This window comes from Actinoalloteichus caeruleus (assembly GCF_049311605.1).
Classification (GTDB): domain Bacteria; phylum Actinomycetota; class Actinomycetes; order Mycobacteriales; family Pseudonocardiaceae; genus Actinoalloteichus_B; species Actinoalloteichus_B caeruleus.
Genome location: NZ_CP186005.1, coordinates 4637209 through 4651143, shown reverse-complemented (window position 1 = coordinate 4651143; position 13935 = coordinate 4637209). Strand labels below are relative to the sequence as shown.

Annotated in this window: 10 protein-coding genes and 1 pseudogene; 4 read left to right on the top strand and 7 right to left on the bottom strand. The window is 71.7% G+C overall.

What is annotated here, in order from left to right; all coding sequences use genetic code 11:
* Positions 1-112: 112 nt before the first annotated feature.
* From erm to ACOJVX_RS18840, 4 genes and pseudogenes are all read right to left on the bottom strand, one after another.
* Positions 113-886, bottom strand: a pseudogene (erm, locus tag ACOJVX_RS18855) (23S ribosomal RNA methyltransferase Erm); the annotation flags it as partial.
* A gap of 393 nt (positions 887-1279) precedes the next feature.
* On the bottom strand, positions 1280-3367 hold the full coding sequence (locus ACOJVX_RS18850; RefSeq protein WP_422646963.1) for an AIPR family protein: 2088 nt from the start codon (positions 3365-3367) through the stop codon (positions 1280-1282).
* Positions 3368-3703: 336 nt separating this feature from the next.
* Positions 3704-4363, bottom strand: a complete 660-nt coding sequence (locus ACOJVX_RS18845; protein ID WP_026419873.1) for a response regulator transcription factor — start codon at positions 4361-4363, stop codon at positions 3704-3706.
* Positions 4360-5664, bottom strand: a complete 1305-nt coding sequence (locus ACOJVX_RS18840; protein WP_248783807.1) for a sensor histidine kinase — start codon at positions 5662-5664, stop codon at positions 4360-4362. The genes ACOJVX_RS18845 and ACOJVX_RS18840 overlap by 4 nt, the downstream gene beginning before the upstream one ends.
* A gap of 181 nt (positions 5665-5845) precedes the next feature.
* On the opposite strand from ACOJVX_RS18840, the gene ACOJVX_RS18835 reads away from it, so the two are divergent.
* The 3 genes from ACOJVX_RS18835 (at position 5846) to ACOJVX_RS18825 (ending at position 9273) form a co-directional block, all read left to right on the top strand.
* A complete protein-coding gene (locus tag ACOJVX_RS18835) occupies positions 5846-6061 on the top strand; it encodes a DUF5957 family protein (protein ID WP_103056380.1) in 216 nt (71 codons plus the stop codon).
* 113 nt (positions 6062-6174) lie between these two features.
* Complete coding sequence (locus ACOJVX_RS18830) at positions 6175-7587, top strand: multicopper oxidase family protein (RefSeq protein WP_245588897.1); 1413 nt, start codon at positions 6175-6177, stop codon at positions 7585-7587.
* 237 nt (positions 7588-7824) lie between these two features.
* Positions 7825-9273, top strand: coding sequence for a WGR domain-containing protein (locus ACOJVX_RS18825; RefSeq protein WP_103056381.1), 1449 nt, complete (start codon positions 7825-7827; stop codon positions 9271-9273).
* Positions 9274-9568: 295 nt separating this feature from the next.
* Here ACOJVX_RS18825 and ACOJVX_RS18820 read toward each other — a convergent pair whose 3' ends face one another.
* A complete protein-coding gene (locus tag ACOJVX_RS18820; protein ID WP_418153703.1) occupies positions 9569-10486 on the bottom strand; it encodes an NADP-dependent oxidoreductase in 918 nt (305 codons plus the stop codon).
* Positions 10487-10614: 128 nt separating this feature from the next.
* Between ACOJVX_RS18820 and ACOJVX_RS18815 the strand changes: the two genes are divergently transcribed.
* Positions 10615-11058, top strand: a complete 444-nt coding sequence (locus ACOJVX_RS18815) for a winged helix-turn-helix transcriptional regulator (RefSeq protein ID WP_030104924.1) — start codon at positions 10615-10617, stop codon at positions 11056-11058.
* Positions 11059-11252: 194 nt separating this feature from the next.
* Here the strand turns inward: ACOJVX_RS18815 and ACOJVX_RS18810 are convergent, their stop codons facing one another.
* Both ACOJVX_RS18810 and ACOJVX_RS18805 read right to left on the bottom strand, forming a co-directional pair.
* Complete coding sequence (locus tag ACOJVX_RS18810; protein WP_030104923.1) at positions 11253-12716, bottom strand: alanine/glycine:cation symporter family protein; 1464 nt, start codon at positions 12714-12716, stop codon at positions 11253-11255.
* Positions 12717-13082: 366 nt separating this feature from the next.
* Positions 13083-13814 carry a class I SAM-dependent methyltransferase gene (locus ACOJVX_RS18805; RefSeq protein WP_026419880.1) on the bottom strand — a complete coding sequence of 244 codons (732 nt, stop codon included), beginning with the start codon at positions 13812-13814 and terminating at the stop codon, positions 13083-13085.
* Between the last annotated feature and the right edge of the window lie 121 nt (positions 13815-13935).

Here is a 13935-nt window from a genome sequence, read left to right as displayed (position 1 = left end):
AGCCGCCAGGGCGGTGGCGTGGCACCGCACGTCCCGGCCGGCTCGCGCCGCCGGCCGCCCCGCCGGGCTGGGGGGCGGGCGCCCGGTCGGCGGGGCCGTCCCGGAACATCCGGTACAGCTCGGCCCACTGGCGGGAGGTCAACCGCCGGGGCAGGCCGCCCTCGTCGAGCGACTCGGCGCGGAGCCAGTCCCGCAGGCGGGCGGCGGGAACGCGGCCGTTCGTCACCCGCCGCAGGATCGCGGGCAACCCAGCCCCCCTGCTGGTGAAGACCTCCCGCACGAACGCCTGGTACGGACCTCGGTCGTCCTCCGGCAGCAGCGGACCGGGCCGACGCCGGATCCGCAACACACCGGCGTCCACGCTCGGGACCGGCCGGAACGCCCGGGCCGGAACCCGGTCGACGAGGTCGAAGTCGAACCACGGCCAGTGCGCGGCGGTCATCATGGTCGCCCCGCCCACCCCGGCGCGTTTCCTGGCCACCTCCCACTGGAGCACCAGCACCGCCGTGTGCCAGGTCGCCCCGTCGTCGAGCAGGCGCCGCAGCAGCGGAGTGGTCAGGTGGAACGGCACGTTGGCCACCACGACGTGCTCGACGGTGGGAGCCCGGTGCCGGAGGAGGTCGCCCCGGACGACGCGGGCCGAGTCGCCCAGCCGGGCGGCGAGGCGGCGTGCCCGGGACGGGTCGAGTTCGACGGCGGTCACCGGGCGACCCAGGCCGACCAGGGCCGAGGTGATCGCGCCGTCACCGGCGGCCAGCTCCAGGACGGGACCTGGCGCGGCCGACGCCGCCAGCTCGGCGATCAGCCGGACGACGGCACGGTCGACCAGGAAGTTCTGGCCGAGTTCGTGCCGCCCCCCGACGGGACTGTGGGAACGGGAGGACACTGCTGCTCCTGCGAGGACGTTGGTGGGGACGTCCGGCGGCGACGACGGCACGCGCGGACGGGAGAACGTCGGAACAGACGGCGGCGTGGTCCCACTGCCACGGGCCCGCGGCTCGGACCCGGTGGTGGTCAGGCGGAACTGACCACGGTCCGGGTGGAACGCGGGGGCGCGAGCGGTACGAAGGGCGACACCGCCGTCAGGCGGTGCGCAGCCTCACGAAGAAGGAGGCGGAGAAGCAGGACATGGCGCGAACCGTAGGCTCCGCCCCCCGCCGGAGTCAACGCGATTCCCGTCAGAGGACGGCCGCCTGCCCCCCGCTGGTGAAGCCCTTCGGGGCTTTCGCTCGCGTGATCGCGGCGCGGACCACGCCGCGCCGCGCGACAACGTCGACGGCTATGGTGCCTCGGCCTTCATGACCTCCAGTGCCAGTTCCCAGAGGGACCCTTCACCAGGGACGTGCCATCGACTCGGGCCGGGGATCGACTTCGGTTCGCTTCCGGTCGCCAGGAGGATCATGTGCTTGACCAGCCTGGTCGGGGAGTAGGATTTCCCGTCCGCGGCCCAGATCAAGGGCTTTCCTCGGGTGTTGCTCCAGGTGGCCTGCGCCCGACGAGGGTCAGCGGCGAGCCATGCACTGAGCTGGAGTCGTTCCGGCTTAGTGCCAGCACGGAACTCGAGCGCCGTGCCGTCGGCGAGACGACCAGCATCGATCAACGTCGGAACGGAGTTGGCCCGGCGTTCGTTGCTCTCCTTCGTCAGCGGCCGGTAGTCCTCGGGAAGCTCCGGCATGGAAGTTCCCTTGGTGATGCCCTCGAGGACCCTGCTTGCCAACACCCGACACCGTTCGGGTTTGGTGAAGACGGTGAGGACGTGACTGCTGGAGCCGAACGCGGCGTTGACCTCGTAGCTCATCCGCTCGATGACAGCGTCGGTCAGCTCCGGGATCCGCTCCAGTTCGTCGTCCCACCCCCCGTCCGGCTCGTCCATCGCCCGACTCGACAGGAGCTGGAGGACCACGTGCGTGGTCAGCAGGTTCGCCTGCTGCACAATCTGGGCCGCACGGCCTTCCAATGCGGTCTGTCGGGCACGCAGCCTGGCCGAGACCTCTCGCAGGGCCTGCACGGTCCGCCATACCCTGAACGCGGACGGTTTGCCGCCGAACAGTGCTTGGTAGGCCCCTTGCTCCCCACGCTCCCACAGCAGCGAGCTGTCACGCTTCGCCCGTGCCGCCCAGTCCGGGTTGCGGTGGGCGCAGGCCAACGCCCTGGCCGCCTCGACCACGGAACAGCCCGCATCCGGCGCTGGATCGACCTCTCCCCGTTTGACGACGTAGGTCTTGTGCAATGACAGGGCGAACTCGTCACGCAGCCTGGCCTGGTCGGGGTCCAAGGCGACGAAATCCCTCGCCTCGACCCGGTTCTGCGTGTTCGTCGCCTTCGTCACCGCGCTGGCGAAACCCTCAGGACAGTGCTCCAAGGAGATGAAACGGACCCATACGCGGCCACGAGCCAGCGCCTCCGGTGCCTCACGTGTGGCCTCGCTGATGGACTTCACAGTCTGGGCGCCGTTGACGACACTCGCTCCGCTCAGGTGGAACTCCCCCGTCGCGTAGCGGGCCGTTCGCTGCACCGAGTCGCAGAGCACCGTGATCCCGTTGTTGAAGTACCAGAAGTGCTCGGGTTTCTCGCGCAGAGTCCGGATCAGGTCCCGGTTGACCTCGGTGACCCCCAACGAGCGGCGGATGTTCTTGGCGAAAAGCCGTTCTCCGTGCTCGGAATACCAGCGAGCCACCTCGGCGACCGGCATCGTCCCGTAGTAGGCGCGGTAGGGGTCGGCCAACTGGCCCACGTCCTCGATATGAGCCTCGAGTTCGATGGCCGGATCGGCCAGGCCGTCCCGCACGAACCGGTGGAAGTCCGGAAGCGTTCGCACGACGACGTCCAGCATCGGTTCGTCACCGTCGTTCATCCTCGCCTGGATGGTGTCGAGTTCGGCGGTGATCTCGGGTGCCAGTTCGCTCTGGCCCATCAAAGCGATCACAAGGGTGATGCGCACCCCTGGGGTGCCGAGGGCCTCGTCCACTTCGCCCGCGATCTTCTGGAACCGCGAGTTGAAGTGGTCGTACTCGCCGTTGACCAGTTTGGTGAGCCCGCGCTCCAGCTTGAGCACCGCGCTCAGATCCAGGCCGGCTTTGGCGCGGTCGCTCCACTTCGTCTGGACCAACCACACGTGCGGCGCCCCGCCACTGTTGATCGCCACGCCATCGATGCCGTGATCGTCACGGCCGTCGATGACCCCGGCCGCCGCGTCGGCCGTGGTGCAACCGGTGATGTCCTGGATCGCGAACGCGGTCAGGGCCCGGGACAGGTAGACCTGTTCGCGTTCCGGCGCCGACCTCTTCTCCACGTCGGACATATCGATGTGATCGGAGAACTCCCGTAGGAGGGCGTCACGGATGTGGCGGATCTTCAACGCGAGCATAAGTTCCTTTCGAGGTCGATCCGCGATCGGTGGTGTCCACTGGGGACGTCGCCTTCGCATTCCGCATGGCGAGCGGGAACATCACCGGGGCCTCCGGTGCTCTGTGCTCGCGCGGGTCGGCCCCAGACTAGGGCCTGGAATGCTGGGCACCCAGCGACTTCACGAGTTTTCCGCACGTACCTCGCGGTCCCGGCCGGTCCCGTACCACGCAGCGCGAAGTGGTGGGTGCTTCACCCTTCCCCGGTCGGGTAGGGAAATGGGTTACCGAAAGTGGATTCCGATCCTGTTCCTGGGCAGGTGGCCCATGGCTGGAGCTGGCCCAGCCGGACCCGGTGCTCACCGGCCGCCGGGGCGGACCAGGCCGCTCTCGTAGGCGAGGGTGACCAGCTGCGCGCGGTCCCGGGCGTCCAGCTTCGTGAGCAGCCTGCCCACGTAGGTCCGCGCGGTCGCGGGGCTGATGAACAGCGAGGCGCCGATCTCCTGGTTCGACAGCCCCGCCGCGATCTCGACCAGCACCTCCCGTTCCCGGTCCGTCAACGTCGCCACCAACTCCGGCCTCGTCACGGCCCGGTTCGCCGCGACCTCCGCCATCACCCGGCGCGTCACCGACGGGGACAACAACGCCTCGCCCGCCGCGACCAGGCGGACCGCCCTGCGCAGGTCCTCGGCGCCGGTGTTCTTCAGCAGGAACCCGGCCGCGCCCACCCGGATGGCGTCGAAGATGTGCTCGTCGACGTCGAAGGTGGTCAGCACGATGACGCCGACCCCGCGCAGCTCCTCGTCCGCGACGATCCTGCGGGTGGCCTCGATCCCGTCCATCTCCGGCATCCGCACGTCGACCAACACGACGTCCGGTCGTTCCCGCCGCACGACACGCACCCCACCCGAGCCGTCCTCGGCCTCCCCGACCACGGTGATGTCCTCGCCCCGTTCCAGCAGGGCCCGCAACCCGGCCCTGACCAGGGGCTGGTCGTCCACCACGACCACGCGGATCACGCGACCACCTCCCTGGGCAGCCGGGCCGTCACCAGGAACCCTCCCGAAGGCGCGCGCCCCAGCTCGACCGAACCCCCCAGCAGTCCGACCCGTTCGCACATGCCCCGCAGGCCCTGCCCCGCGCCGTCCCGGTGGCCGCCGCCCGGTCCCCGGCCGTCGTCCCCGACCTCCACCCACACCGCCGTCTCCTCGTGCCGGACCACGACCTCGGCGTGCCGCGCGTCGGCGTGCCGCAGGACGTTGGTCAACGCCTCCTGGACGACGCGGAGCGCCGTCGTCTCCACCACCAGCGGCAGCGGGCGCGGAGTCCCCTCGACCCTGGTCCGGACGGTGAGACCACCGTCGGAGACCGACGTGACCACCCGGCCCAACTGGTCGAGCCCCGGCATCGGCGACCGGCCGTCCCCCTCGGCGGGGTCCCGCAGCAGGCCCAGGGTGGCCCGCAGCTCCCGCGAGGCGTCGTCGCTGGCGGATCTGATCGCCCCGAGAGCCGACCGAGCCGAGGCCGGGTCGTCCGCCAGGGCCTCCGCCGCCACGTCGGCCTGGAGCGAGACGACCGCGATCGTGTGGCCGAGCACGTCGTGCAGGTCCCGCGCGATCCGCAGGCGCTCCGCCGCGACCCGGCTCTCCGCCTCCCGCTCCCGTTCCACGGCCGCCGACAGCGCCCGTCGCCGCGACTCCCACCGCCACCGCCGCCGGGCCCGCACCGCGTCCCCCAGGGCGATCGCCGCCGCCATCACCCCCACCGAGCTGGCGAGTTCGTAGCCAAGCAGGTAGCCGACGTCCTCGCCCTCCCGGAGACGGAAGAACGAGCTCACCGCGAGCAAGACCGTCGATGTCACCACCGCGATCCGGGCCCGGCCCGCTTCCGCGGCGGAGAACAACGCGGCGGCCAGCGGGATCGCCAGACCGATCGGGGGGAAGTCGGCGATGTGGTAGGCGACGACCCCGGTCGCCGTCGCGGCCAGCGCCAGCAGGGGGAAGGGGCGGCGGACCACCATCAGCGCACCCAGGCCGGCGGCGAAGAGGTACGCGGTGACGTCCGGGCCCCTGCTCCCACCCAGGTCCGCCGTGATCGCCACCGCCACCACCGCGGTGACGGCGGCTCCGAGCAGGCAGTCCACCGCCAGCGCGCCCCGGGCCGTCCGGCGGCCCGGGGCAGCGATCCACCCCCCGTCGGTCCCCTCCGCCGCCGGTTCCGGTGGCCAGCCCGTGCCGTGGCGGATCCCCGGGTGCGTGGGTCCGGCGGCCACGGGTTCCCGCCCGGAACCCGGTTCGTCACCCGACGCGGAATCGCTCACCTCGCGGAGTGTAGGCAGTGCGCCCGACCGGGACAGTCGTCCAACGTCGCCCGCCGACGACGGGTCCGGTCGACCTCCGGGTACGTCGAGAAGCGACCAGGGGAGGCGTCCTCAGGCCGACGACGCGCGGCCCGGCCCGACCTAGTGTTCCGCGCCGTGATGCCGAGGGAGAGGACGTCGGGTGCGAACCGTGGGGATCGTGGTGCTGGGCCTGTTCGCCGGGTGGATCGCCGGCTTCCTGGTGGGCGAACTGCTGGCCAGGACGGCGCAGGTGACCGGTTACCAGGGCGGGCCGCTGGTGGTGGTCGGGCTGGCTCCCCAGGTGGGGTCGCTGCTGGGCGTGGTGGTCGCGGTGCTCGTCGACTCGCGCCGCCGTCGGGACGGCTCCGGGAGGTGAGCCGGTTCGCGGGTCGGGGGTTCCCTCGCGGCCCCCGTCCGGTCCTGGTCGCCCTTCTCGTGATCGCCGTCGCCTCCGGGTGTTCCAGCCTCGGTTTCGGAGGAGAGGAACCCGTGGACACCGTCGGACAGGTCGACTTCGCACGGCCACTGGCGGTGCCACCACTGGCGGAGTCCCACCTGGACGGCGATGGCCGGCGGGTGTTCGACCTCGTCGCCCAGGATGGCGAGCGTGAGTTCGTCCCCGGGCTCAGCACTCCGACGCGGGGGTTCAACGGCGATCACCTCGGGCCGACGCTGCGGGCACGGCAGGGCGAACGGGTCGCAGTGCGGGTCCGCAACGACCTCGACGAGGTGACCACCGTGCACTGGCACGGGATGCGCCTGCCCGCCGCGATGGACGGCACCCCGCACCAGGCGATCGAACCGGGGGAGACCTGGGAACCGACGTGGACCGTCGACCAGCCCGCGGCGACGCTCTGGTACCACCCGCACCCGCACGGTGAGACGGAGAAGCAGGTCTACCAGGGCCTCGCGGGGCTGTTCCTCGTCGACGACCCCGAGGAAGCCGCCCTGGACCTCCCCCGGGAGTACGGGGTGGACGACATCCCCCTGGTCGTGCGGGACGTCCGGCTTGACGGCCAGGGACGGCTCGACCGCGAGTCCCGCAACCCGATGGGCGTCCTGGGTGACACCGTGCTCGTCAACGGCACCGCCGGCCCCTACCTGGAGGTCGAGGACGAACGGGTCAGGCTGCGCCTGCTGAACGCCTCCACGGCCCGCGTCTACGACTTCGGGTTCGCGGACGACCGCGGGTTCGCGCTGGTGGGCACCGACGGAGGGCTGCTGGCCGCCCCGCACCGCACGACCCGGGTGCGGCTCTCACCCGGGGAACGAGCCGAGATCGTCGTGGACCTGGTGGCGGGCGAGTCCACCGTTCTGCGTTCCACCCCTCCTGACCTGGGCACCGGCGACGCGATGACCGGCCGGGTCGGCGGCCGGGACACCCTCGACATCCTCGAGATCCGGGCCGCTGGTGACCTGCGCCCCGCTCCGCCGCTGCCGGACACCCTCGCCGACATCCCACCACCCGATCCCGCCGAGTCGGTCACCACCCGCGAGTTCGTGTTGAGCGGCAGGCAGATCAACGGCGGGTCGATGGACATGTCCCGGGTGGACGAGGTGGTGGTCCGCGACACCGCCGAGACCTGGGTGGTGCGCAACGACCACAACCAACCCCACAACTTCCACGTCCACGACGTGCGGTTCCGGGTCCTCGACCTCGACGGGGACCCACCACCTCCGCCGCTGTCCGGGTGGAAGGACACCGTGTACGTGCCGCCGGGCGGGGAGGTGCGCCTGCTGATCCGGTTCGGCCCGCACACCGACCCCGAGGTGCCGTACATGTACCACTGCCACCTGCTGCTGCACGAGGACCTGGGCATGATGGGGCAGTTCCTGGTCGTCGAACCGGGGCAGGAGGACACGGTCGGCACGCTGCTGGACGTCGACCACGACCACGGGTGAGGGGCGGTCCGAGCGGTTTCGGGCGGCATTCCTCGAGGCCCGCCGGGAGCCTGCCGCGACCACCGGAACCGCCCCGGCCCCGACCGACCAGCGCGGTCCGACGGGCGTGCCGCCGCGGGATGGCGACACGCGCCGTGACGATCACGTGTCGGTGGCCGCTCCTATGGTTCGGCCCATCAGCTACGGCGAGCCGAGGCCACCGCCCGGCCCCACCCCACGAACCCCACGGAGCACGCGATGGCCAGCAGCGCCGACCAGACCACGTACCTGGAACTGTCCGAAGAGGGCGGCGGCGCCCACAAGTTCTACGAGGTGCGGATCAGCGGGACCGAGGTGACGATCACCTACGGGCGGATCGGCGAACGCGGCCAGGTGCGTTCCAGCGCCCACGCCACCGAGGAGAAGGCGGCGGCCGCGGCGGCGAGGAAGATCGGCGAGAAGGTCCGCAAGGGGTATGCCCCAGCGGTGCGGGGGGTGCGGCAGCGCCGGGCCATCACCCGACGGGAGATCGTGAGCACCCGGTCCACGGCCCGGCAGGCCCCCGTGCTCTGGCGTTTCGCCTCCGGCGCCCCGGCGTTCGGCATCTTCGTCAACGACGAGCAGGCCTGGGTCGGCAACGAGAAGGGTGACGTCTTCACCCTCGCTCATGACGGCACCGTCACTGGCCGCTACGGGTTACCCGACGGCGTCAAGTGCATCGTCGCCGACGACTTCTGGATCTACGCCGGCTGCGACGACGGCCGGGTCTACGACCTCGGCGGCAAGATCCCGCACGTGGCCTACGAGATCGCCGAGGACGTCGACATCTACTGGCTCGACGTCAACGACGGTGTGCTCGGGGTGTCCGACCGCCAGGGTGGCATCACCACCGTCGACCACGAGGACGAGTTCCAGTGGCGGCGCACCAGCTCCGGGAACTACGCCTGGATGGTGCGGTGCGACGACGACGGCGTCTACCACGGGCACTCGGGCGGCGTCACCCGCTACGGCTCCCGGGACGGCCAGCCGGTGTGGCACACCGACACGCGGGGCAGCGTGCTCTTCGGCTGGCAGGAACGCGACGACGTCTACGCCGGAACCTCCTTCGGGTCGGTGTACCGGATCGACAAGGCCAGCGGTGCCGTGCGCAACCACTACCGGTGCGACGCCGCCGTGTTCTCCTGCGCCACCTCCCCGGACGGGCGGTACGTCTTCGCCGGGGACAACCACTCCTCGGTGTACTGCTTCGCCGCCGACGGCACCCGGCTGTGGAAGCTGGGCACCGGCTGCGGTTCCGCCTACTCGATGCAGTACCACGACGACCGGCTCTACGTCGTCACCACCGACGGCTCGCTGGCCTGCATCGACGCCAGTGAGCAGGCGGTCACCGCCGCGAAGGAGGGGCAGCTGCCCCGAACCGAGGACATCAAGGCCACCGGGTGGGAGCGGGTCACCCCGTCGACCCGCCTGGAGACGGTGCGGCGCTCCGCGAGCACCAGCGGCCTCGCCGGCGTGGAGGTCGAGTGCGTCCAGGAGGGGGGCCGGACCCGGGTCCGAGTCCTGACCCCCGGGTTCGACCCGACCTGGCGAGTGCAGTTCCCCAAGGACATCCGCGAGGTGGGAGCCCGCTACCTCGTCGCCGAGGTCCACGAGTCCGGTCGAGGCGGCTTCTACCGCGCGCGGGGCGAGATCAAGCGCCTCCTCTGACCAGCGCGGCGAAGGCACGCTTCCCGGTGTTCCTGTCCCCGGCCCCGGGTACGGGCGCGGGTGGCCGGACGAGGCTGGCGTGCGCGCCGCCGCCTGGCCGCCACTCGGACGGCACCGCGTGAACAGCTCCGGGGTTCCTGGCCGAGGGTCCCGAGGACCTCACCGCTCGAGACGGGCACGAGGGGCGTGGACCAGGTCCCCCGCATTCCCGCTGCTACCCGGACCGCACGCCGTCGTCGACACGGGCGAGTGGCATGGTGGGCCCACACCAGGACCGTCCCGCCGCCCTGGGGGGTCAGGGGTGGATCACGTACCGGCCGCGCACTCCGCCGCCGGCCACGGCGCGGTGCGCGTCCGGGACCTGGTCCAGTGGCACGGCGGCGTGCACCCGAGCGGGCAGCTCCCCGGCCGCCACGCGGCCGAGCAGGTCGTCCAACCGGGTGCTGTCGGGGCCCGCGACGACGGTGCGGACGGTGATCCCGCGCTCGGTGGCGGGCGCGTTGCCCGGTTGGACACCGACCAGGGTGCCGCCGTCGCGGACCAGGGCCAGCGCCCGCTCCTGGAACACCGCGCAGTCGGCGACGGCGTCCCACCCCGGTTCGGCGTGGGTGACGAACGCGGCGCCCAGACCTCGGACGAACTCCTCGTCGGCCGGCCTCGCCAGCCCGGTGACCCGCCAGCCGCGGTCGGCGGCGAGGACGGCCAGGTAACCGCCGACCGCGCCCGCCGCCCCGGTCACCAGCAGCCGGTCGGCACCGGGGGTCGCGTCGCCGAGCAGGTCGAGGATCCCCGCGGCGGCGAGCCCGTTGACCGGCACGGTCGAGGCTGTCGACAGGTCCAGCCCGTCGGGCACGACGGCGAGTTTGGCGACCGGCACGGTGAGCTGCTCGGCGTAGGAGCCGTGGTCGCGGTCGAAGCCGTCCACCAGTCCGGCGACCCGGGTGCCCACGGCCAGGTCCACATCCGGGCCGGTCGCGACGACGGTGCCGGCGAAGTCCCAGCCCAGACCGGTGTGGTCCGGCTGGTGGATCACCCCCCTGGCGTGGAACAGGCCGGCAGCGACCGCGAGATCGACGGGGTTGACGGCCGCCGCGGCGACCGCGACCCGGACCTCACCCCTGCCGGGCTCGCGGACGGGGACGTCGATGATCTCGATCGAGTCGGGGCCGCCGGGGTCGCGGACGACGGCGGCGCGGAAGGTGGACGTGCTCACAACGTGCTCCTCAGGACGGTTGCTGCCCCATGACTGGGTGCCAGCACCACTGTGGGTGAGATACTCCCCAACGGGAAGAAGGCACCTCGAAGTGCGTAAGGCACCCGGTGCTGGAAGGTGGGTGCGTGATGACGACGAGGACGGCGACCGAGCAGCGGGAGCGGGCGCGAGCGAGCTACGACGCCTTCCTGGCGGGCTGCCCCAGCCGTCAACTGCTCGACCGGATCTCCAACAAGTGGACCGCCCTGATCCTGGCCGCGCTCGGCAGCGGCGGCCCGCATCGGTCCGGCGAGGCCTGCGCCGACGGCCCACGACCGATGCGCTACTCGGAGCTGGCCAGGCGGCTCGCCGGGGTCAGTCAGAAGATGCTCACCCAGACGTTGCGCTCCCTCGAACGCGACGGCCTGCTCAGCCGCACGGTCACACCAACCGTGCCGGTCACGGTCACCTACGAGCTGACCGACCTCGGCCTCTCACTGCACCACCTCATGCGTGGCATCAAGGAGTGGGCCGACACCCACATGGACGTCGTGCTCGCCAACGGCGAGGCCTACGACAGCCGCCAGGGGTGACCTCGGGCGCGCCACGGCAGGCGTGGCGGGAGCCGACCACCTCGGGTGGGTCCGCAGCGCCCGAGGTGGCCCCAGGCGTCGTCGCGGCCGGCTGATCGAGTGATCAGCGCGTCCCCCGAGGTCGGACGCCCAAGCCGCCCGTCCCCATCCCGCCCGCTCGGTGCGGCATCCCCGCCCCGTCCTCGCCGGCCGGGTCAGCTCTCGCTGACAGCCTCACGAGTCCGGTCGCCGTCGGGTTCCGGCTCCCAGCAGGCCACGTTCTGGACGTCCGGCAGGCGGTCGCGGGTGAAGACGGGGTCGAGCCCCTGCCGCCGCTGCGCCTCGTAGTCCCGCAGCAGTCGCATCGCCACCGCCCCCAGCGGGGCGATCGCGACCAGGTTGATCACCGCCATCACGCCCATCGTGACGTCCGCGAGGTTCCACACCAGCTCCAGCGAGCTGATGGCGCCGAGGAACAGGACGCCGACCACGACGATCCGGTACCCCAGCATCACGGCGGGACTGGACGTCAGGAAGCTCAGGTTCGACTCGCCGTAGTAGTAGTTGCCCATGACCGAGGTGAAGGCCAGCAGGAAGATGATCAACGTCAGCAGGTGCACCGACCAGGCGCCCAGGCTGGCCGCCAGCGCCTGCTGGGTGAGCTCCGCGCCCCCGAGGTCGCTGCCGTAGGCGGGGTTGGCGAACAGGATGATGAAGGCGGTGATCGAGCAGACGACGAGCGTGTCGAAGTACACGCCGAAGGTCTGGGCGAGGCCCTGCTTCACCGGGTGGCTCACCGACGCAGTCGCGCCCGCGTTCGGGGCGGAACCCATCCCGGCCTCGTTGGAGAACAGCCCCCGCCGGATGCCCATCATCACCGCGGTCCCCAGGCCGGCGGCGCCGACCTCACGCAGCCCGAACGCCGAGGCGACGATGTCGGAGAACACCGCCGGGACCTGCTCGATGTTCATGCCCACCACGACCGCGCCCATCACCAGGTAGATCAGCGCCATGAACGGAACGGCCAGTTGCGCGACCGCCGCGATCCGGCGGACCCCGCCGAAGATGACCACCCCGGCCAACAGCGCGAGCGCGATGCCGACCGCCGGCGCCAACCAACCAGCCGTCTCCGCCCCACCGGACACCGTGTTCACCGAGTTGGAGATCGCCGCCGCGATGCTGTTCGACTGCACCATGTTGAACACGAAGCCGAAGGTGAAGATGATGACGACGGCGAAGAGGACTCCCATCCACCGCTGCCCCAGCCCGTGCCACATGTAGTAGGCGGGGCCCCCTCGGTAGCCGTCCCGGTCGCGCACCTTGAACAACTGCGCCAGCGTGGACTCCACGAACGAGGCGGAGCCGACGACCAGCCCCATGATCCACATCCACATGACCGCGCCCGGCCCACCGAGGCTGATGGCGATGGCGACGCCGGCGATGTTGCCCGTCCCCACCCGGGCCGCCGCGGAGATAGCGAAAGCCTGGAAGGAGGAGACGGCCGGCTTCCCGTCCCGCGCCCGCTCCGGCTTCCCTCCGAGGTTGCGGACCATCTCCCGGACCAGCCGGAACTGCACGCCTCGGGAGCGCACCGTGAAGTAGATGCTGACCACGGCGAGCAGGGGGATGACCAGGTAGGTCCAGAAGTCGTCGTTCAGCGCGACGATCGCGTCGTTCACTGTTCCCCTACCTCGTTCTCCGTCGAGACGTACCGTTCTCGTCCCCTACGGCGGGTCGCGGCCCCGGGAGGAGACGATTTGGAGCGGCGTGATCGCACGCCGTGACCACGTCGGCCTGCGGCACCGTACACACGTTCACTCCACCGTGCACCCCCGGGCGGGGAGGGGGCGCCGGCGAGTCCCCGGTCCGCGCCGCGTCGTGCGGCGTCCTTCCTGGTGAAGGTCCGGTGAAGGGGCACGATCGAACCCGGTGTGATGTGGATCGCGTCAACGGTGGAGGGCTCGGGGGCGCGCCACCAGGGAGGGTGGCGCCGGCGGGGCCGCTCCCCGTCCAGGTGTCCGGTTGAGGGCAGGGGCCGGTCGGGCTCAGCGCCGGCGGCAGGTGTAGGCGGCGTACACGGAGCCGACGAAAGCGCTGTCGACCACCTCAAACCCCGCCCGGTCCACCATCGGTTCGAGCAACCAGCGGAAGGTGCTGAACTCGGTGCGGACGTGTTCCGCCAGGTCGTGCGCGGTGTACCCCCGCGCCGAGTCGTCCACGGCGTGCTGGAACCACCGGGAGAACACGGTCTCCACCTCCCCCGGGTCGGCGTCGTAGACCAGGTCGCGGAGCCGGAGCACGCCGCCCGGCCGGAGCAGACCGGCGATCCGGCGCAACGCGAGCGCTTTCCAGAAGTCCGGCAGCTGGTGCAGCGCGTTGCGGGTGTGGACGACGTCGGCGGGCGCACCGGTGTGCTCGTAGCTGAGGAAGCCCGCCCGCACGCACTCGACGTTCCGCCAGCCCTCGCTGGTGACCCTGGCCGCCAGCACGTCGAGCATCGCGGGGGAGACGTCCACGGCTACGACCCGCCGGACGTGCGGCGCCACCGCCAGCGTGAAACGCCCGGTGCCGGCGCCCAGATCCACCACGGTGGACTCCGAGGTCATCCCCGCGGCCCGCAGCGCGGCGAGGTCCGCCGCGATCTCCCCGTCCTCGTCGCTGGGAGCACCGTCGTCCCGGCGGAACCCGGCCTTGCGTTCGTAGCCGGCCACGAATTCCGGGTCCAGGTGCTCCGGCCCCGCGAAGGCCATCTCGTCCAGCCACCAGTCAGCGGTCATACCGAGATCGTGGCCCCGGGGCACGGGGCAGCGCCACCGAGATTCGCCCCTGTCCCCTCGGCCGGGTTCGGGAGAACCGTGAGGCGCGGCCACTCCGCGTGCGCCGTTCACCGGACGTCCC